Annotated in this window: 17 protein-coding genes; 8 read left to right on the top strand and 9 right to left on the bottom strand. The window is 50.2% G+C overall.

The features are described 5' to 3' along the window. Window positions 1–16 precede the first annotated feature (16 nt). A complete protein-coding gene (locus ACTJJS_RS27700; protein ID WP_440666710.1) occupies window positions 17–424 on the top strand; it encodes a thiol-disulfide oxidoreductase DCC family protein in 408 nt (135 codons plus the stop codon). A 107-nt stretch (window positions 425–531) separates the two neighbouring features. On the opposite strand, the gene ACTJJS_RS27705 is transcribed toward ACTJJS_RS27700, so the two are convergent. Both ACTJJS_RS27705 and ACTJJS_RS27710 read right to left on the bottom strand, forming a co-directional pair. Next, window positions 532–1,419 (bottom strand): FKBP-type peptidyl-prolyl cis-trans isomerase, encoded by an 888-nt coding sequence (locus tag ACTJJS_RS27705; protein ID WP_440666711.1) that lies wholly within the window; start codon window positions 1,417–1,419, stop codon window positions 532–534. Between the two features lie 41 nt (window positions 1,420–1,460). After that, complete coding sequence (locus ACTJJS_RS27710; protein WP_168874266.1) at window positions 1,461–2,465, bottom strand: DHH family phosphoesterase; 1,005 nt, start codon at window positions 2,463–2,465, stop codon at window positions 1,461–1,463. Between the two features lie 164 nt (window positions 2,466–2,629). On the opposite strand from ACTJJS_RS27710, the gene ACTJJS_RS27715 reads away from it, so the two are divergent. Next, on the top strand, window positions 2,630–3,046 hold the full coding sequence (locus ACTJJS_RS27715; protein ID WP_168874267.1) for a nucleoside-diphosphate kinase: 417 nt from the start codon (window positions 2,630–2,632) through the stop codon (window positions 3,044–3,046). 302 nt (window positions 3,047–3,348) lie between these two features. Here ACTJJS_RS27715 and ACTJJS_RS27720 read toward each other — a convergent pair whose 3' ends face one another. Continuing rightward, window positions 3,349–6,816 carry a pyruvate carboxylase gene (locus ACTJJS_RS27720; RefSeq protein WP_440666713.1) on the bottom strand — a complete coding sequence of 1,156 codons (3,468 nt, stop codon included), beginning with the start codon at window positions 6,814–6,816 and terminating at the stop codon, window positions 3,349–3,351. A 75-nt stretch (window positions 6,817–6,891) separates the two neighbouring features. Between ACTJJS_RS27720 and xerD the strand changes: the two genes are divergently transcribed. Beyond that, a complete protein-coding gene (gene xerD / locus ACTJJS_RS27725) occupies window positions 6,892–7,791 on the top strand; it encodes a site-specific tyrosine recombinase XerD (RefSeq protein WP_168874433.1) in 900 nt (299 codons plus the stop codon). Between the two features lie 71 nt (window positions 7,792–7,862). Here the strand turns inward: xerD and ACTJJS_RS27730 are convergent, their stop codons facing one another. Continuing rightward, the gene (locus ACTJJS_RS27730; RefSeq protein WP_440666716.1) at window positions 7,863–8,753 is read right to left on the bottom strand and encodes a hypothetical protein; all 891 of its coding nucleotides are present in this window, start codon (window positions 8,751–8,753) and stop codon (window positions 7,863–7,865) included. Window positions 8,754–9,131: 378 nt separating this feature from the next. On the opposite strand from ACTJJS_RS27730, the gene ACTJJS_RS27735 reads away from it, so the two are divergent. The 5 genes from ACTJJS_RS27735 (at window position 9,132) to ACTJJS_RS27755 (ending at window position 12,705) form a co-directional block, all read left to right on the top strand. Beyond that, window positions 9,132–9,551 carry a hypothetical protein gene (locus ACTJJS_RS27735; protein WP_343746733.1) on the top strand — a complete coding sequence of 140 codons (420 nt, stop codon included), beginning with the start codon at window positions 9,132–9,134 and terminating at the stop codon, window positions 9,549–9,551. Between the two features lie 45 nt (window positions 9,552–9,596). After that, a complete protein-coding gene (locus ACTJJS_RS27740; protein ID WP_440666718.1) occupies window positions 9,597–10,244 on the top strand; it encodes a hypothetical protein in 648 nt (215 codons plus the stop codon). Continuing rightward, on the top strand, window positions 10,231–11,025 hold the full coding sequence (locus tag ACTJJS_RS27745) for a sensor histidine kinase (RefSeq protein ID WP_440666719.1): 795 nt from the start codon (window positions 10,231–10,233) through the stop codon (window positions 11,023–11,025). The genes ACTJJS_RS27740 and ACTJJS_RS27745 overlap by 14 nt, the downstream gene beginning before the upstream one ends. A gap of 133 nt (window positions 11,026–11,158) precedes the next feature. Next, window positions 11,159–11,815, top strand: coding sequence for a response regulator (locus ACTJJS_RS27750; protein WP_440666721.1), 657 nt, complete (start codon window positions 11,159–11,161; stop codon window positions 11,813–11,815). 38 nt (window positions 11,816–11,853) lie between these two features. After that, on the top strand, window positions 11,854–12,705 hold the full coding sequence (locus tag ACTJJS_RS27755; RefSeq protein WP_440666723.1) for a DUF2911 domain-containing protein: 852 nt from the start codon (window positions 11,854–11,856) through the stop codon (window positions 12,703–12,705). An 85-nt stretch (window positions 12,706–12,790) separates the two neighbouring features. On the opposite strand, the gene ACTJJS_RS27760 is transcribed toward ACTJJS_RS27755, so the two are convergent. From ACTJJS_RS27760 to ACTJJS_RS27780, 5 genes are all read right to left on the bottom strand, one after another. After that, window positions 12,791–14,488, bottom strand: coding sequence for a sodium:solute symporter (locus ACTJJS_RS27760; protein WP_440666724.1), 1,698 nt, complete (start codon window positions 14,486–14,488; stop codon window positions 12,791–12,793). Then, window positions 14,485–14,613 carry a hypothetical protein gene (locus ACTJJS_RS27765; protein ID WP_440666726.1) on the bottom strand — a complete coding sequence of 43 codons (129 nt, stop codon included), beginning with the start codon at window positions 14,611–14,613 and terminating at the stop codon, window positions 14,485–14,487. The genes ACTJJS_RS27760 and ACTJJS_RS27765 overlap by 4 nt, the downstream gene beginning before the upstream one ends. Before the next feature lie 39 nt (window positions 14,614–14,652). After that, a complete protein-coding gene (locus ACTJJS_RS27770; RefSeq protein ID WP_168874276.1) occupies window positions 14,653–14,826 on the bottom strand; it encodes a hypothetical protein in 174 nt (57 codons plus the stop codon). A gap of 6 nt (window positions 14,827–14,832) precedes the next feature. Continuing rightward, a complete protein-coding gene (locus tag ACTJJS_RS27775; RefSeq protein WP_440666728.1) occupies window positions 14,833–17,319 on the bottom strand; it encodes a PIG-L family deacetylase in 2,487 nt (828 codons plus the stop codon). A gap of 170 nt (window positions 17,320–17,489) precedes the next feature. Then, complete coding sequence (locus ACTJJS_RS27780) at window positions 17,490–18,935, bottom strand: RagB/SusD family nutrient uptake outer membrane protein (RefSeq protein ID WP_440666729.1); 1,446 nt, start codon at window positions 18,933–18,935, stop codon at window positions 17,490–17,492. Window positions 18,936–18,940: the final 5 nt, after the last annotated feature.

Raw genomic sequence — 18,940 nt, forward strand, 5'->3', positions numbered from 1 at the left:
CACAACGATTTAGACCATGGACATCATATTATTCGACGGGGTCTGCAACTTATGTAATGGTAGTATCAATTTTGTGATACGGCACGACCGTCGGGGACATTTCAGGTTTGCGCCGTTACAGTCTTACGTGGCAGCTGCGCTGGCAGCCACCCATCAAACAGATATTTCCCAAATGGCCTCTTTTATACTGGTACAAAACGGTAAGGCTTACACGAAAAGCACGGCCGCCCTCCGGGTAGCCAGGCAACTGCCCTTTCCGTGGAAGTTGTTATATGCCGGAATAATCTTTCCCCGCTTTATAAGGGATGGCGTGTATAATATAATTGCGCGTAACCGTTACCGTTGGTTTGGCAGGAAAGACAGGTGCATGGTCCCCACTCCTGAAATCAGGGAGCGGTTCCTGGGGTCCCAGGGCTTACGCTGATAAACACACCTGAAACACATTGTAGCCCAGGGCTTCTGCCCTGGGACCCGGATCATAAAAAAAGCCTCCCGTTCGGGAGGCTTTTTTTATTCACTGCCGGAGCAGAATTATTTTTTACCAGGAGCCGGAGCTGCTGCAGCCGGAGCGGCAGGTGCAGGGGTACCAGGTTTAATGTCTACCAGTTGTACATCAAATACCAGGATAGAGTTGGCAGGAATTGCCGGAGGGCTGCCCTGTAAACCATAAGCCATAGTAGAAGGGATCAGCAGGGTAGCTTTAGTACCTTTTTTCAGGCCTTTCAGACCGGAATCCCATCCTTTGATGACGAAGCCCTGACCGATCGGGAATTTGATAGGCTCTAAAGGCATACCCGGGCGCAGGGTAGAATCCTGGCTGGAGTCAAATACTTTGCCGGAAGTCAGTTTACCAGTGTAGTGTACTACAACGGTATCGCCAACATTAGGAGTTCCACCGGTACCTTCCTGTTGAATAGCGATATATACGCCGTCAGGATTTTTGGTAGCGTTGATTTTGTTTTTCTCCATGTATTCCTTGATAGCTTTCTCGTCTTTTTCTTTCTGGGTAGAAGCAGAGAATTTGTTTTCTACCGCGAAAGTGATTTTCAGCTTATCACCTTTTTTACCAAAGGGAGGACGTTCGTTAGCTGGCAATGAATCCCAGGGAATAACGAAGGTGGCACTGTCACCTTCATGCAGGAGCGCCAGTCCTTCCATCAGGTCGAACTTGTTCTGTGGTTTGGAAATCAGGACAGGGATTGCAGCACCAACGATTTTGCGGGACTCACCCAGAATGGAGTCGTTGATACGCTGCGTCACATTCATCAGGGCAGTATCTCCCAGCTTCAGTTGTGCTCCGCTGCCGGATTTGTGAACGATATATTCAATACCGCCTGGTGTCTTTTTAACGCCACCCGTTCCGCAGCTGGCTATCAGTAAGCCGAACGCTGCAACTAATAACTGATTGTTTCTTTTCATTTGATTGTATTAGTAGTTGATATACTTGTAACAGTTGTGCCTTATTGTAAAAGCGTTTCGTTTTCTTCCACTGCCTTGATGAACCGGTTGACTGTTTTTTCCAGGGAATCGGTGCTTCTTCCTCCGGAGGCGTTGAAATGGCCTCCTCCTTCAAAATACCTGCGGGCGAAGGTGTTCACGTCAAAATTACCTTTGGAACGGAATGACAGCTTCACTTCTGAGTTTCGGTCGATGATCAATGCGGCCATCTTAATACCTTGGATAGACAGCAGGAAATTGACCAGCCCTTCTGTATCGCCGGTCTGGAGGTCGAAACGCTTCAGGTCGGAATAGGGAATGGCCAGCATGGCCGTATTGTACTCATAGAACACCTCCATGCGGTTCAACAGGCTGTGCCCCAGGAAACGGAGACGGTTCTCCAGGAAATTGTCATAGATCTCCTGGTGGATGATCTCGTGACGCAGTCCTCTGTCCATCAGGTCTGCTACCATCCGGTGAACCCGGGCGGTAGTGGACGCAAAACGGAACGAACCGGTATCTGTGACCGTACCGGCATATATGCATTGGGCAATGTCCAGGTTAATGAGCTTTTCATCGCCCAGCTTATAGATCGTTTCGTACACCAGTTGCGCTGTAGAGCTGGCGGAAGTATCGCTTACCCCATACTCAAAGTCCGGCTGCGGTTCCAGGTGATGATCGATCAGTATTTTGGTGCATTTAACGGCTTCCAGATGCGGCGCCATGTTCTTGGTACGGTACAAAGCGTTGAAATCGAGGCAGAAAAGCAGTTGTATGTCTTTCAGTGCCTCCATCGCCTTGTCTGTAGAAGATTCAAAATCAATCACACCCTCCGCTCCTGGCATCCATTTTAAGAAGTCCGGGAAATTAGTAGGAGAAATGACCGTTACCTGGTGGCCTTTCTGAATCAGATAATGGTATAGTGCCAGTGAAGACCCCATGGCATCTGCATCCGGTTTCTGATGCATTGTGATCACCACTTTCTTCGGCGCTTCCAGTAAAGGTTTAATTTCCTCGATCGGCTTCATTAAAAAACTGTAATGTTAAGACTAATTTCTTGTCACAACCAATAATTTGTGACAGAAAATGAAGTGCGAAGATCTTTATTTGAGCCAGAATTTCAAAATTTTTTACCACTAAAGAAAATGTAATTACTTTTGCGGCCTAATCTGTAATTCGGAATAAAACAAATATGAGCAACAGAACATTTACAATGATTAAGCCTGATGCGGTAGCAAACGGGCATATTGGTGGCATCCTGAACATGATCAATGCCGCAGGTTTCCGCATCGTAGCCATGAAAATGACACAGCTGTCTGCAGCCAAAGCGGGTGAATTTTATGCAGTGCATAAAGAAAGACCTTTCTACGGCGAACTGGTAGAATTCATGAGCAGCGGCCACATTGTAGCAGCTATCCTGGAAAAAGACAATGCAGTAGAAGATTTCCGTAAACTGATCGGCGCTACCAACCCTGCCAACGCAGAAGAAGGTACCATCCGTAAAAAATACGCTGAGTCTATCGGCCGTAACGCTGTTCACGGTTCTGACTCTGATGAGAATGCTGCCATCGAAGGAGATTTCTTCTTCAGCGGCCTCGAAAAATTCTAATCTCCGTCCAACGGAAAAGCAAAAATAACCTGGCCCTGGCCAGGTTATTTTTTTTGCCCTTAGACAAATGTTTTTTAAATATAAAATATTGATTTTTAAATAATTAACTAGTATTTATTAAACCAATGGTTTCAACACAACGACATTTGACCAATCTTATCAGACAAAAGAGCAAAATTACTTGATTTTCAACCCTCAAACTTATACATTTCGTTCGTTAAAAACGGTTTTTGACACCAAAAATAAATTGTTTTAAATAACTGGTTTACAACAATTTAATTACATTTACTTAAATCCACCTCTTAAACCGAAGCCTGTTTTTCCATTTCCACTACCAAATCATCCTGCTGCACCATACTTCCCTCCCCTAACAGCACAGCCTTGACTCTTCCGTTTCGGGTAGCCGTTACCGTTGTTTCCATCTTCATTGCCTCGATGATAAATAAAGGCATATTGGGTATCACCACAGCTCCGGGTTCTACCAGCACCCGTGACAACCTGCCCGGCAACGGCGCCCCGATTTCCACTGCGGCGTCCGCCACCTTCCGGTTCTCCACCGCCACGCTCTTCACCGCATGGTCCCTCACCTGGACACGACGGGCATAACCGTTCAGCTCAAACACCACTGTCCGCATCCCGTGCTCATCGGCCGGCAACACATACAGCAGCTTTACAATGATTGTCTTGCCCTTGCTCAGCGTGATCAGTATCTCTTCCCCCTGCTTCAGCCCATAAAAAAAAGCCGGCGTGGGAATAGCCTCGACGTTACCAAAGATCATCGCATGCTGATAGTACTCATCGAACACCTTCGGGAACATCTGGTAACTGAGATAGTCCAGGAACTCAGCATGCGGGTACTTCGTCTGAAAGGCCGCAAAGTCGGCCTCAAAATTTACAGGCGGTAACTGCGCATTTGGATTACCTGCTATCGGCTTTTCTCCTTTCAGCACAATCCGTTGCAGCTCAGCAGGGAAACCGCCAAAAGGCACGCCCAGCTCCCCCCTGAAAAAACCTTTCACGGAAGCAGGGAAAGCCAGGTTACGCGAACCATCCAGCACATCAGCGGCGGTTAACTGATTGCTGGTCATGAACAAAGCCATATCACCCACTACCTTGGAACTGGGCGTGACTTTCACAATATCGCCAAAGAGCTGGTTCACTACTGCATAGTTCCGCTTGATCTGTTCCAGTTTATCTCCCAGCCCCAGTGACTCCGCCTGTTGCCGCAGGTTGGAATACTGTCCGCCAGGGATCTCATTTTCATATATCTGCGCTGTGCCGGCTTTCATGTCCGACTCAAACGGATAGTAGAACTCCCGTACATCTTCCCAATAGTTGCTATGCTCGTTCAGCGAAGCGAGGTTCATCTTCCGCCCGCGCGGATGCCCGTCCATAATGGCCACCAACGAGTTAAGGTTAGGCTGTGACGTAAGCCCGCTGAGCGAGGCTATCGCTGTATCCACTACATTCACCCCTGCTTCAATAGCTTTAAGGTAGGTGGCCGCCTGTATCCCGGCGGTATCGTGCGTATGCAGCACAATAGGCAGTTTCACGGCGTCACGGAGCGCGCCGATCAGGACTGACGCCGCTTCCGGCTTCAGCAGCCCGGCCATGTCCTTCACCGCCAGCATATGCGCGCCGGCGTCTTCCAGGCGACGCGCCAGGTCTGTATAATACTGAAGGGTATATTTATTGTTATCTGCCCGCAGCACATCACCGGTATAGCTGATGGCCGCCTGTGCAATAGCGTTGGTGCGTTCCCGTACAAACCGGATACTCGGCGCCATGGCCTCTACCCAGTTGAGCGAGTCGAAAATGCGGAACACGTCGATCCCGTTCTCTGCGGCCTTTTCTATAAATGTGGCGATGAGGTTTTCCGGATATGCCGAGTAGCCGACAGCGTTAGACCCGCGAAAAAGCATCTGCAGCAGCATATTGGGCATGGCTTTACGCAACAACTGCAGCCGCCGCCACGGGCACTCATGTAGAAAACGCATGGCCACATCAAAGGTGGCCCCTCCCCATACTTCCATGGAGAATATCTCCGGATTACTTTTGGCGTACCCTTCCGCCACGGCAAGCATGTCTTTGGTACGCACCCGGGTGGCCAGCAAACTCTGGTGCGCGTCCCGGAAAGTGGTGTCTGTATAATAGACCGGCTTCTCTTCCCTCAGCCAGCGCGCAAACCCTTCCCTTCCCATTTGCTCCAACCGGTCCTTCATGCCGGCCGGGTACGGCTGCAACGAGGCATAAGCCGGGATCTCAGGCGTACGGAACGTTTTGTTCTCCACTTTGCCTTTTACGTCCGGGTGCCCGTTCACCGTCACATCAGCCAGGTACATCAGGGTCTTGGTGCCTCGGTCCCGTATCTGCGACAGCTTAAACAATTCAGGGTGCTGGTCAATGAAAGCAACGGTACAGTTGCCTCTCCTGAAGACGTCATTGGTGATCACATTTTCAAGGAAACGGATATTGGTTTTCACCCCTCTGATGCGGAATTCCCGCAGCGTGCGGTGCAGGCGGCTGGAAGCGCCTGACAGCGTGCGGCCCCAGGCCGTCACCTTTACCAGCATGGAATCGAAGAAGGGCGAAATCTTTACGCCGGAGTAAGTGCTGCCTTCATCCAGCCGTATCCCGAAACCACCGGCATTGCGATAAGCGATCACGGTGCCGTAGTCAGGCTTAAAATTGTTTTCCGGGTCTTCTGTGGTGATACGGCATTGGATGGCAAAACCGTTGAGCCGCACGTCCTCCTGGCCTTTCAGGAATATCTCAGGATCGGACAGCCGGTGCCCCTGCGCTATCAGTATCTGCGAGCGGACGATATCGATGCCGGTCACCTCTTCGGTAACGGTATGCTCTACCTGGATACGGGGATTGACTTCTATAAAATAGATATGGTGGGACCTGTCTACCAGGAATTCCACTGTGCCTACATTGTCGAACCCTACTTTATGTGCGAGGCGCAAGGCATACTCATATAATTTATCGCGGGTATGTTGGGGTAGATTGGGCGACGGGGCAATCTCCACCACTTTCTGGAACCGCCGTTGCACGGAGCAGTCCCGTTCATAGAGATGCACAATGTTACCGTGCCTGTCACCCATCAGTTGCACTTCAATATGTTTGGGGTCTTCGATGAATTTCTCGATGAAGATGGTATCATCGCCGAAAGCTTTGGCTGCTTCACTGCGCGCTTCCAGGAAGGCCCTTTCCAGGGCTGATTCTTCGGCCACCATGCGCATTCCGCGGCCACCGCCGCCGGCGGCGGCTTTCAGCATCACCGGAAAGCCTATACGTTTTGCTTCCGCTAAAACGATGCTCACATCCGTCAGTAGCACCTGGCTGTCGGCAATCAGCGGTACTTCCGCCTCCCGTGCGATCACTTTTGCGGCGACCTTATCGCCCAGCTGCGCCATGACTTCCGGCGCGGGGCCGACGAAGATGATGCCTTCTTCGCGGCAACGGCGGGCGAACTGTACGTTTTCACTGAGGAAACCGTAGCCCGGATGGATAGCGTCCACCTGTTGTGTCTTCGCCAGGTTGATGATGGCTTCGATGTCCAGGTACGGCTTCAGCGGTTCATCATCGCGACCTATCTGATAGGCTTCGTCCGCTTTATAGCGGTGCAGCGAATAGCGGTCTTCATACGTAAATACGGCGATAGTCCGGATGCGTAGCTCAGCGGCGGCCCTCAGTACCCGTACAGCGATTTCGCCACGGTTGGCCACCAATAGTTTGTTTATTTTTCTAAAAGCGGGGGCAGACATAATAAATGAAGGGTTGGTAGTTATAAAGACTGGTAGAATTAAAAATAGGATAAAACTTTTAACTTGCCTTCAATTATGTGGGAATCATTCCGTAAACTATTCAAAGGATATATGAAGCTGGAGCGGTCGCTGTCGGACAATTCCGTAGAGGCCTATCTGCGCGATGTAGAGAAACTGGAGCAATATCTCCAGGCACACGGCGGCGAGAAACTGCGGCCACAGGATGTGACGCTGTCCGATCTACAAGGCTGCATACAGTGGGTGTCAAAACTGGGCATGACACCGGCCTCCCAGGCACGGACCATCTCCGGCATCAAAGCGTTTTACAAGTTCCTGCTGTTGGAAGACATGACGCAGGACGACCCGACACAACTGCTGGAAGCGCCCAAGCTGCAGCGCAAGCTGCCTGACGTGCTGAGCTTTGAAGAGATAGAAAAAATCATTGCACAGGTTGACCTCAGCACAGCCGAAGGGCACCGTAACAAAGCCATCCTCGAAACCATGTACAGCTGCGGCCTGCGTGTCAGCGAGGTCACTAATTTACAGATCACCCAGCTGCATATGGACGTAGGTTTTGTACGGGTGGTAGGCAAGGGCAATAAAGAAAGGATGGTGCCTATCGGCCGGGACGCCATGCGGCATATTGATGTATACCGGCGTAATGTACGTATACACCTGCCCGTTAAACACGGGGAAGAAGATACCTTGTTCCTCAACCGCCGCGGCGGGCCGCTTAGCCGTGTGATGATTTTTCTCGTGATCAAGGAACTGACCAAACTGGCAGGCATCGAAAAGAACGTGTCGCCACATACGTTCAGGCATTCTTTTGCCACGCACCTGGTGGAAGGCGGGGCCGATCTGAGGGCCGTACAACAAATGCTCGGACATGAAAGCATTTCCACCACAGAGATCTATACCCATCTGGACAGGGAATACCTGCGCGACACCCTCTCCCGTTTTCATCCCCGGTTTTAAAACAAACAGCCGCCCGAAGGCGGCTGGTACACGATAAAAAAGGGGTCAAACAAAATACTTTCCACCAGGAGTTAAAACAGCGCATTGCTCAGGTGCAATTGCTCCCGTTTCTTTCTGCTTTTGCCAGAGAGTACTTTCATATCGTTGATCCATCCCTGTATATGCCCTGATGCCCATTTGACCATAGACGAACGGTACACCAGATTGACGCAACTGCAGGGCGGAAGGTCTTGTCTTTCCGGTAAGGCGGCATGTGATTCATTTTCCGACAACACCAGTTTGTCATTGTTATATATACGGAAATACACATCGGGCCCCATATTCCGGCGTCCTTGACGGACGGGCTGTAAGGAGCCGTGGTAAAGGTCTTTCCGGGAAAAACGCAGTGTATAACGGCCATATTCATTTGTAAAAGCAGTACCGATCTTTTTGCCGGAGAGCGCATTAAATGCCTCCACCCGTAATGGTGGCTGGTCATTTCCCGTCTCCCGGCGTTGTCTGACAGTACCGGTGATCACCCAGGCGCCGGCTTCTCCCTGGATGGAGTTCCAAATGGCGGAAGGAACAACGTAGGCATAGGCCCCTATATAACCGTTAATACTGCGTTTCCAGTGTAGCACGGCTGTACACAGGTGAAAATTGCGGGGTTGCCGGATACCGGTTTTGCCGGGGAGCGTGTCCAGGCAGAGATCTAACTCCAGCGGTTCAGTAAAAAGGTGTTCCTGTTTCCACGATAGGGTGAAATTACCCTGATCGTCCAGTATAGCTTCCGCCAGCAGGCGGTCCGCTTTCATCAATACTTCTTTGGCTGACAAGGGTTGCAGGTCACTGAAAATTCCTTTGGGGTTGATGGCCGGATAACGGGTGTCCGGCAGGTAAACGCGTATCCGTGCCTGCGAGAGGGGCTCGATGCAGTCGTCACAGATAAGAGCAGAGATATTTCCAATTAACAGGTAACTCATGTTTTTTAATTTTAAAGGGGGCAATGATAGAAACCCGCTGCATACTAAAAACAAACATGGTAGAAAGGCCCTAGTGCATTAATCCGATATGTGTAACAGTTAGTTCGATCCGGTTGCAGTTACAAAGATTAACAACATCAGGATGCTAAGCAAGCGTTGTAAACCTGAAAAAAATAAATGCGTATAAATACGCATTTTTAAGTGACTGTTACGCTATTTCAGTACTTCCTATTAACCTCTTTTCAGGCACAACCCTTTTCCATGCTACATTTCCGGCCACCAGCCGGTTTTACAGGGCAAAACCCACTTACGCAACCAATCTTGCAAACATGTAATATTGTAATAATTTTACCCCAAAACCTTAAACTACCCACAATTATGAGCGATTCTACACAAAGACCAATCCCTGCTGACGCAGGTGGTTTCATTTCCAGAGAGGAAATGGAGACATTATGTAAGAACCATGACGACGAACATGCCCAGCAGAAATCCATGGGCACGCACGTAAAGGCCATGTGTTTTGGTAAAGACAAAGTGCTGGAACTGCTGAATCAACCTGATTGCACCGCACTGAGAATTTACTATGGTCTGAAAATCGACACGGACGGAGACGGCATCAAAGAAAAGAAAATGGTGCTGGTGGCTGTTGACAGTGATGGTAACGACATCCTTCCTCCGGCAGGCGATCCTGCTACGGGTTCCGTTGCGAAAAGCATGTCTTCCGCCCTCATTCTTGACCAGGGCCTTCCCTGTCCGGCTTATTGCTCCGGCGGAGGTACCAAACCACCCACCCAATAAAGGAAAAACGTGAATCTGAATATATTCCTTGGTATATTTTACACGATGATGGGGATCGAAGCTTTGATTTTGATCCCCTTCCTGTTAAAATTCAAAGCGCTGGACGCTACCAGCAAATGGATGTGCTACTACATCATCAGTAGCGTGGTTTTTGCTTCGGGATCTGCTATTACAGCCAATATGGGCATGAACAATATGTGGCTGTTCAGCATAATGAACTTCATACAGTTTGTCGTCCTCTCCTGCTTTTATTGGAACATTATTAAACACCCAACAGTCAAACAGCTTATTACCTACCTTCCCATTCTCGTGCTGGGACTTTGTATTGCCGACTTCCTCAAATTTGAAGGCATCAAATCCTATAATTCCATTAGTGCCGGACTAAAATCAGGTCTCATTATCGCCTATGGTGTTATTTTTTTCCTCCAGCTGCTGACAGACAGAGAGCTACTGGAAAAAGCTATTTATATCAACACGTTGCCCGAATTCTGGTATAGTTCAGGCATCTTTATCTATTTCTGTAGTTCCTTCCTGTTTTCTATCAGCTATAACCTCATCCAATTACCCAAAGACGCACAGCAAACCATGGTGCTCACACTCCTCAGTATAAATTATATTGTTTGTATAATTGCCATGTTTCTGCTGTATATTGGCCTCACAAAAACTAAACGGTTAGGGTATGCAGACAATTGATATTATTGTAATTGGTACTACAGTAATGTTAATCCTTGGAGTGATCGTGATTTTGCTCGTGATGTTCCAACAGAAACAGGTTATACAACACAAGCTGCTGATCAGGGACAAAGATCTGCAACTGCAACGGGAACGACTGGTGGCTGTGCTACAGGGCCAGGAACAGGAACGCAAACGTATTGCGGAAGATCTGCACGATGAAGTAGGCGCGCAGCTGTCTGTGCTGAAACTCAGTATCGGCGGACTGATGCCGCTGCTGAAAACCGGCAACGGGGAAGCTGAAAGGCTGAAGGAAACCAAAGACTTTACGGACATTATTATACAACAACTCCGGTTCATCTCCCAAAGCCTGCACCCCCAGGCGCTGGAAAACCTTGGCCTGGCCCATGCGCTGGATTCCTTCTGCAGCCTTATGAACAAAAACAAGGCAGTAAAAATCCACTTCCGGGTAACAGACAACCCTCAGCCTGTAGACAAGGAAAAAGCACTGAACGTATACCGCGTGGTGCAGGAACTGATCAACAATATCCTGAAACATGCAGCGGCAACAGAGGTGACCATCACTTACCAGACCACCCCCTCCCTGCTGACGATCACTGTTGCAGACAACGGCAACGGGCTGCTGCTGCCTTCACTGGACGCCAACAAAAAGAAAACAGGAAGCCTGGGCCTCAAAAACATCGAGAGCCGCCTCAATATAATCGGCGGAAATATTACCTTCGCCGCGGGCGATCCAATTGGCACACTCGCTACCATTACCGTAGAAAATTATCAGGTTTAGGTACAGAATAGTGAATGGATATGTTGTTTTATTACTAAATTGCCATCCGGTTTTGTTGTACCCATATGTAACAACATGACTTCCAGTAATTTATTAACAAAAAAATAATTTATTTCTCTATAAACTGTTCACTATGGCACACATAAAAGTGGCTATTGCTGACGATCATAAGATCTTCCGCAGTGGAGTGATCAACACGCTGGTACCCTATGACAACATCCGCTTCATATTTGAAGCTGACGACGGCCTGCATCTGTTGCAGCATATGGAACAGCAACAACCCGACGTAATTCTGATGGACCTTAAAATGCCCAACATGGACGGCATTGAGGCCACCATTAAAGTGAAGGAGAAGTACCCTGACGTGAAAGTAATTATCCTCACCATGTATGAGGACGACAACTTCATCGTTCACCTCGTGGAAAACGGCGCCAACGCCTACCTGCTGAAAAATGCAGACCCGGAAGAAATTTATGAAGCCATCTGCACGACGTATGAGAAAGGCTTCTATTTTAATGAAAACGTCAACCTGGCTTTATTAAAGAAAGTTCTACACAAAAACAAACAACAATTCAAGCCTACACTTAAAAACGAAATACAGCTCAACGACCGTGAACAGGAAGTGCTGAAACTCATCTGCCAGGAGCTGACCACACAGGAAATATCTGAACAGATATTCCTCAGCCCCCGCACTGTAGAAGGTATCCGTCAAAAGCTGCTGGAAAAACTGAACGTCAAAAACAGCGTAGGCCTGGTATTATATGCGTTCCGCAATGGACTCATCGAATAATACGCCCCTTTTCCTTTGCCACCAATTATACACTCTATATGAAAACTGTAAGGAACTTCACCGCATCAGCCGCTGCCATGCTGCTGTTATATGCAGGTGCCTCTGTAGCACAGGGTATTAAGATGCCGGCTCCGAGCCCCGGCCAGACTGTAAAACAAGACTTCGCCCTCTCCAGCGTGGAACTCAACTATTCCCGCCCGGTGAAAAAAGGCAGGGTGATCATGGGCGATATCGTTCCCTATAACAAAGTATGGAGAACAGGTGCTAACTCCCCCACCGTTATCACTTTCGGCGAAGACGTAAACTTCGGCGGCAAACCGGTGAAAGCCGGCAAATACGGCCTGCTCACCATTCCGGGCGCACAACAGTGGACCGTTATCCTCACCAGCAGCCTGGATGTGAACAGCCCGTCGCTGTACAAACAGGAAAACGACGTAGCCCGTGTACAGGTTAAACCAGTAGCACAAGCCGCGCAGGAAAGCTTTACCATCGGTTTTGAAGATGTGAAAGAATCTTCCATGAACCTAGTGATCAGCTGGGACAAAGTAAAAGTACCTGTTGCCATCACTGCTGATATCCAGAACAAAGTGCTGGGCCAGATCGATGCTGCGATGGCTGCTCCCGGCGATAAAAAGCCCTACTTCCAGTCAGCCGTTTATTACCTCGAGCACGACCTGGACATTAACAAAGCCAAAACATGGATAGATGCAGCTGCTGCCCAAAGCCCTGATGCGTTCTGGGTTTGGCATCAGAAAGCAAAAATCTACGCGAAAGCGAAAGACAAAGCTGCTGCTAAAGAAGCTGCTCTGAAATCCATCGAGCTGGCTAAAGCTGCTAAGAACGACGACTACGTAGCGCTGAACAACAAACTGCTGGCCACACTGAAATAATTTTAGTCCCGGCTATAAAATATGCGACAAAAAAAATGCAGCGGATAATTTCCGCTGCATTTTTTATTCTCCCTATAGTAAAATATTAAATCGCTGTGGCCTTTTGTTTTACAAAGGGCTGTATCATGAGGGCAAATACCACTACCAGCACACATCCGATAGCATTGAGCCAGAGGAATGACACCTGTTCGGTCCCATACATAGCCAGTACTACTGCTTCCGCCGCAATGGCCCCCCAGAAAGTAGCAGTGCCTCCTACCCGTTTCAGGTAAAACGCCACCATAAAGATACCCAGCGTTACGCCGTAGAACCAGGAGCCCAGCACGTTTACCACCTCAATGAGGCTTCCCAGGCCGCTGGCAAACTGTGCTACCACAATACAAAATACTCCCCATATCAATGACCATAACTTCGACACGCGCAGGTAATGCTCCGGAGAGGCGTTACCGTTATACAGCCGTTGGTAAATATCGATCACTGTGGTTGAAGCCAGAGAGTTAAGCGCTGCCGCGATGCTCCCCCATGCTGCCAGGAAGATAATCGCGATCAACAGGCCTACCAGTCCTTTAGGCAGGTTGTTGACCACAAAATGCAGGAAGATATAGTTGGTATCGTTAGTGTCTGCAGCGGGATCAGCTTTCTTCATCAGTGAGAGCGCCTCTGCCCTTACGGCCTGGGCCTGCTCATCCGTCTGTTTCAGCACTTTTTTGGCGGTTGCCGCAGCTGCAGCGTCGTCCTGCTCCAGGGCAGCCGCCAGCTGTTTCACCTGTTGCTGCTTCTGCGTGGCCAGCTGGCCGTATTGACTTTCCAGTTGCACTAAAGCCGGTCCCTGTGCGGTATTCCGGACTCTTGCCAACTGCGCTTCGTTGAAGAAAATGGGTGCGCGGAAATAGAGATAAAACACAAACACCATTGCGCCTATCAACAGGATGAGGAACTGCATCGGCACTTTCACCAGGCCGTTCATAAGCAGGCCCATACGGCTTTCTTTTACGGACCTGGCAGTAAGGTAACGTCCTACCTGCGACTGGTCTGTCCCGAAATAGGACAAGGCAAGGAAAAAGCCGCCTATCAGGCCACTCCAGATATTGTACTTGTCCGTCCAGTTGAATTTGGTCACAATCACATTCAGCTTCTCCATTTTACCGGACACCTGCAAGGCCTGTTTGAAGCCGATGTCCGCCGGCAGCAGGTGAACGACCATCCAGCCGGCGAGGAACATACCTCCGAAGATGATGGCCAGTTGCAGCGTTTGGGTATAGGCCACGGCGCGGGTGCCGCCCGCCACCGTGTAAATGATCAACAGGCCTCCCATGATCATATTGGTCCAGTAAAGGTTCCAGCCCAACAGGGACGACAGGATGATAGACGGGGCGCAGATACTGATCCCGGTAGACAGCCCTCTTTGTATTAAAAACAGCGAAGCAGTCAGAGTCCTGGTTTTCAGATCAAACCGTTTTTCCAGGAACTCATAGGCAGTATATACTTTCAGTTTGTGAAAGATCGGGACAAAAGTGATACACAGTACCACCATGGCCAGCGGCAGGCCGAAATAATACTGCACGAAACGCATCCCGTCAGTATAGGCCTGGCCCGGCGCCGAAATAAAGGTAATGGCACTGGCCTGTGTACCGATGATAGACAACAGCACAATATACCAGGGCATAGACTGATTGCCGAGAAAGTAGCTTTCCATGCTCTGCTCTCCCCGGCTTTTCCAGACCCCGTAAAATATAATGATCGCGAGAGTGGCAATCAGTACCACCCAGTCTAATGAACTCATGAATATGTTTTGGTGAATAGATAGAAGAGTACGATCAGTGCAACCAGCCAGGCGATCACCAGCACATACCAGTAACGCCAGGTTGGAAACAGCGGTGGCTTCTCTTCTTCCGGACCTGTAGCCATGTAGATATTTTGTTATTTAGATATTTCGTTATTTCAGCATTAGTCGTCTGAACTTTTGGTCCACATGCTTCCTGTCAGCAATCCAAGGCCGATACCAATCAGCAGTCCGATGTGGACCCTCTTTATCTCAAATCCGATGAACAGTCCCAGCAGGATACACAGGATAGCTGCGATCCTCAGTCTGGGACGGTTCTGTACGTGTTTACCAGCCATTTTGTTTTAATGTTGTTTCGCAGAAATCAGGTTCACAAACAAACGATAGGCACCCGGCACGCCTGCGGGCAACTCGCGGAAAAATGCCAGCCCGGTATACACATATCTGCCTTTGCCGTATTGCGCCATGATAGTGGAGCCATCCAGCGGCGATTCACCTTTATCGTTCATCGTAAATAATTTCTTATATGCTTTATCAATGTTTGCAGGGAAATACAAGCCTCTCTCCTGTACCCAGCCGCTGAAGTCCGCGCTGGTGATTTCATTGGGATAATGCATCACCGCATCGTCCGGCTGCAGGAAGGTCACTGCCGCGTTTTCATCTGTCACACGGTCACGGGAAAGGCTAAACGGAAATGGTCCAAGGTTGGTGGTCACCAGCGGACTGTTCACATTATACTGCACCAGCATGGTACCGCCGTTGCTGACATAATCCATCAGGTGGCTTTGCCAGTATTTCATGCGGGGATTGGTATTGTAGGCCCTTACCCCCACAATGATGGCATCATATTGTGACAACTGGTTACCCATGATTTCTTTCTCGCCCAGTTCTGTAACATCATATCCTACCTGGCGCAGGGAAGCTGCTACCAGATCACCGGCGCCGGGAATATACCCCAGTTTGTTGCCATTGTGTTTCAGGTCTACCGTTACCAGTCTTGCGGAAGCTTCAGGGAACAGGGTGATCAGCGGGATATGGTCATAGCGGATATGCTGGATGCTCTGCGTATATTCTTTCCCGTTACAGCTCATCACTATCGTGAACGTATCTACGTGATTGGAAGAGGTGGCCGCTATCGGATGAATGGTGAACCGCAGTTCCTGTTCGTCTCCTTTTTTCTCCATGCGGAAAGGCTGGCTGTTTTCCTTTACAGCGAAGCCAGCAGGCAGCCGCAGCTGTACATTGCCGGTCACCCCGTCAGCAGAAGCGGTAAGCTTCACAGGTACTGTCTGCGGTTGGTTGTTGGTGAAGATATATACCTGGTTGTTCAGATTGGCGACTACCGGTGGTGCTATGACCAGCGGCTCGTATAATTCGCCTTTTACCGGATCAGTGTATTTGTATTGCAGGGGGCGTTCTATCAGGAACTCCTGTCCGCCTATCTCCAGGAAAATGCGGGCCACCAGCGGAGGGGTGTTCTCCGGATTGCCCACCTGCAGCGGGTCTGGGATGGCGTATGTCCCTAATGGATGGGGTGCTGCCAGCCAGTAAGGCTGTGATATTTTTGTGTCAGCAGGAACGGTCAGTGACTGGGAAATGCTGTTGAATTTATTGTAGTCCAGCTCCCGGGCGCCGGTGGCATCCGGTTTACCGGGCAGGTCCACTTTACGCAGCTTCACAGGGAACTGTCCGCGGTTGATCAGCTGTACGGTGGCTTCCATGCCGAACCCCGGTACTACGGAAGGCGCAGTGCTATATGCTTCCGCCCACAATCCTGTGCAGGCGTAGATCAGCTGTTCTGTCTCTTTCAGCTTCTGGTTGCGCCAGTAGCCTTCGGGCAGCGCCTGGACCGCCTTGCGGATGTTGAGCAGCGCGGGGACTGATGCGGCCGGATCTTCGATATTGTAATCGTGGATGGCTTTGTCTACCATTGCGCCGACGGCCGCTCCGCCGGGGATGCGTGACCAGGAGGTGTTTACGCCGTCGAGCAGTTGCTGCCGGGGCGCATCTCCTTTGATGGTCATGAAGTACTCCATGCTGGAACCTCTTCCGGCGGGAACGCCGAAGCCCTGGCTTTTGTGCTGGGAGCGGCTTTCCGCGGCTATCTCCCCATACCCCTTTCCTAAAAGGTAATTATAGGCGCCTACGTCTATTTTGAACTGGTCTTCCGAAATGGTGTTGGCGGAACCGAAGTTAAAAGTGTTCCACAACAGGCGTGTCGTTTTCCAGGGTTTAACGTATTTGAGTTGTTCCGGATATTGTTTGGGATCGGCGGCGGCGGTAAATGCTTCTGCCGCCAGCATGGCGGAGGCGGTATGATGGCCGTGGCCGGCGCGGCTGTCGGCCGGGAAGCGGCAGATGATCACGTCCGGCTGGAATTTGCGGATCATCCATACCACATCGCCCAGGATTTTTTTCTTGTCCCAGATAGTGAAGGTTTCAGCGGGATTTTTGGAGAAGCCAAAGTCCTGTGCCCGGGTAAAGAACTGTTCAGCGCCATCGGTGCGACGTGCGGCCAGCAGCTCTTGCGTACGGATAAGCCCCAGCAGTTCGGACTGCTCGTTGCCTACCAGGTTCTGGCCACCATCACCACGGGTGAGGGACAGGTAACCGGTCCGGTACAGTTTTTCTTTGGCCAGGTAAGCCAGCAAACGGGTGTTTTCATCATCAGGATGGGCTGCCAGGTACAACACGCTGGCCAGCGTGTCCAGCTTTTTCAGTTGCAGCTTGATATCGGCAGCATTCCATACAGGCGACGGCTGTGCCATGGCAGGGACGCCGGCCGTTATCGCTATCAGTAAAGCCAGTGCAGTGCGGATTCTTAGAAACATGTAGTAAAACGTGATTTACAGGTCGCCAAAAATAGGAATAAATTTATGCGAAGGAAGGGATTATTGGTTGAACGGCGAATAAATAAAAAAGGTCCCGGTGTGTAACCGGGACCCTACAAGCAAAAACCAACCAGCTTGCAAAAACCAATTGTCAACAAAGGCGGTTTAGATTAGTTGTATCCTTCGTTTTGCTGGTGGCGTATATTCGGATTGGCATCCAGCTCCCTTTGAGGGATGGGTAAGATTATTTTTGGACCGGGCAGTGCCACGGTGATGGTTCTGTTACTAGCCAGGTATTTTACAAAGGGTGTCCCGGTGCGGGCGAGGTCAAAAAGCCGGTGTCCTTCAAAGGCAAGCTCTTTGCGCCTTTCCAGTGCGATGGCATCCAGCAGCGCTTTCCCGCCGGCTGTTACCGGTGCCGTTCCCGGATTGGCCCGCAATACAATACTGTTGAGCGCCTGCCGTGCGTCTTCCTCCCTGCCAAGGCGGGCAAGGGCTTCCGCCCGGACAAGGTACAGCTCTGCAAGCCGCATCACTTTAATGCTTTCCGAAAAATTGGTGACGTCTTTATATTTCGTGATGATATTGGCGGGATTCTCGCCGCCGTTACCAGCCCGTTTATCTCTTTTCAAAAATCCCAGGCGGACATCCTTGTCGTCATATATCCCTCTTACGTCGTCCGTGGCCAGTACGTCTCCGTAGCCTGCCTGACTGAACATAAAGCTCAGTGCGTCCGTACTGCGGTTGTCAACCGGGGTATTGATGATTTCAAAGATCGTTTCGCTGTTGCCGGTCTGGTTAAAATCGCTCACCGCCTTATCTGTAGCCAGCAGGCTGTATTTACTGCTGCTGATCACCTGGCTGGCGGCGGCTTCCGCACCTTCCCAGTCGCCTTTGTAAAGCAGCACCCTCGCAAGCAAGGCCCGTGCGCTGAACAGGTTGATCCGACCGGAGCTGAATGCGGTGCTCTTACTGTCGTTGAAAAGTCGGATGGACTGGCTCAGGTCTTTGATGATCTGCACGTAGGTGTCTTTCACACTACTGCGGGATGGCGACTGTACCACGTCCACATCTGTGGTGATGGCCAGTGGGATACCCATATGCATGGCGTCCGGCGTGTAGTTATATGCCTGGGCATACAACCGGGCGATATCAAAAAACACCAGTCCACGCACGGCATAAGCCTCGGCCACAATCGCCACGGCTTCGGTGCTGTCTGCGGCAGATGGCGCCAGCAGCACTGAAGGGCCTTTTTGTATGATCATGTTGGCATTGGCTACCACGGCATACAGCTGGTTCCAGGTATCGGTGATGTACTGGTCGTTGGCCGTCACGATAAACTGGTCCAGATTACGGTACCTGTTACTGTTGAGAACACTGATGTATTCATTGTCACCCCGCAGGTCGGGCAACAGTAACATGGCGCGTCCGTAATAGTTTTCATTTTGCATCAGTGAATACACCCCGTTAATGGCGGCCCTGAGGCCTGCCAGGTCTTTAATGGCATGGCGTGTTTCCGTTGCTGCCGTTGGGTCCTGGTTAAGGAAATCCTTACCGCAACCGGTGATCAGTGCAGCTATCAGGACCCAGGCAATATGTTTATATCGTTGCAACATGCGTG

The organism is Chitinophaga sp. 22308, assembly GCF_052045305.1.
In the GTDB taxonomy this organism is placed as follows: domain Bacteria; phylum Bacteroidota; class Bacteroidia; order Chitinophagales; family Chitinophagaceae; genus Chitinophaga; species Chitinophaga varians_A.

What these genes read in the sequence shown, in the direction of transcription:
- ACTJJS_RS27740 (WP_440666718.1), top strand. Translation starts at nt 9,597, where the DNA reads ATGATGGGGATCGAAGCTTTGATTTTGATCCCCTTCCTGTTAAAATTC.
- ACTJJS_RS27715 (WP_168874267.1), top strand. Translation starts at nt 2,630, where the DNA reads ATGAGCAACAGAACATTTACAATGATTAAGCCTGATGCGGTAGCAAAC.
- ACTJJS_RS27705 (WP_440666711.1), bottom strand. Translation starts at nt 1,419, where the DNA reads ATGAAAAGAAACAATCAGTTATTAGTTGCAGCGTTCGGCTTACTGATA.
- ACTJJS_RS27760 (WP_440666724.1), bottom strand. Translation starts at nt 14,488, where the DNA reads ATGAGTTCATTAGACTGGGTGGTACTGATTGCCACTCTCGCGATCATT.
- ACTJJS_RS27780 (WP_440666729.1), bottom strand. Translation starts at nt 18,935, where the DNA reads ATGTTGCAACGATATAAACATATTGCCTGGGTCCTGATAGCTGCACTG.
- ACTJJS_RS27750 (WP_440666721.1), top strand. Translation starts at nt 11,159, where the DNA reads ATGGCACACATAAAAGTGGCTATTGCTGACGATCATAAGATCTTCCGC.
- ACTJJS_RS27735 (WP_343746733.1), top strand. Translation starts at nt 9,132, where the DNA reads ATGAGCGATTCTACACAAAGACCAATCCCTGCTGACGCAGGTGGTTTC.
- ACTJJS_RS27770 (WP_168874276.1), bottom strand. Translation starts at nt 14,826, where the DNA reads ATGGCTGGTAAACACGTACAGAACCGTCCCAGACTGAGGATCGCAGCT.
- ACTJJS_RS27755 (WP_440666723.1), top strand. Translation starts at nt 11,854, where the DNA reads ATGAAAACTGTAAGGAACTTCACCGCATCAGCCGCTGCCATGCTGCTG.
- ACTJJS_RS27775 (WP_440666728.1), bottom strand. Translation starts at nt 17,319, where the DNA reads ATGTTTCTAAGAATCCGCACTGCACTGGCTTTACTGATAGCGATAACG.
- ACTJJS_RS27765 (WP_440666726.1), bottom strand. Translation starts at nt 14,613, where the DNA reads ATGGCTACAGGTCCGGAAGAAGAGAAGCCACCGCTGTTTCCAACCTGG.
- ACTJJS_RS27745 (WP_440666719.1), top strand. Translation starts at nt 10,231, where the DNA reads ATGCAGACAATTGATATTATTGTAATTGGTACTACAGTAATGTTAATC.
- xerD (WP_168874433.1), top strand. Translation starts at nt 6,892, where the DNA reads ATGTGGGAATCATTCCGTAAACTATTCAAAGGATATATGAAGCTGGAG.
- ACTJJS_RS27730 (WP_440666716.1), bottom strand. Translation starts at nt 8,753, where the DNA reads ATGAGTTACCTGTTAATTGGAAATATCTCTGCTCTTATCTGTGACGAC.
- ACTJJS_RS27700 (WP_440666710.1), top strand. Translation starts at nt 17, where the DNA reads ATGGACATCATATTATTCGACGGGGTCTGCAACTTATGTAATGGTAGT.
- ACTJJS_RS27720 (WP_440666713.1), bottom strand. Translation starts at nt 6,816, where the DNA reads ATGTCTGCCCCCGCTTTTAGAAAAATAAACAAACTATTGGTGGCCAAC.
- ACTJJS_RS27710 (WP_168874266.1), bottom strand. Translation starts at nt 2,465, where the DNA reads ATGAAGCCGATCGAGGAAATTAAACCTTTACTGGAAGCGCCGAAGAAA.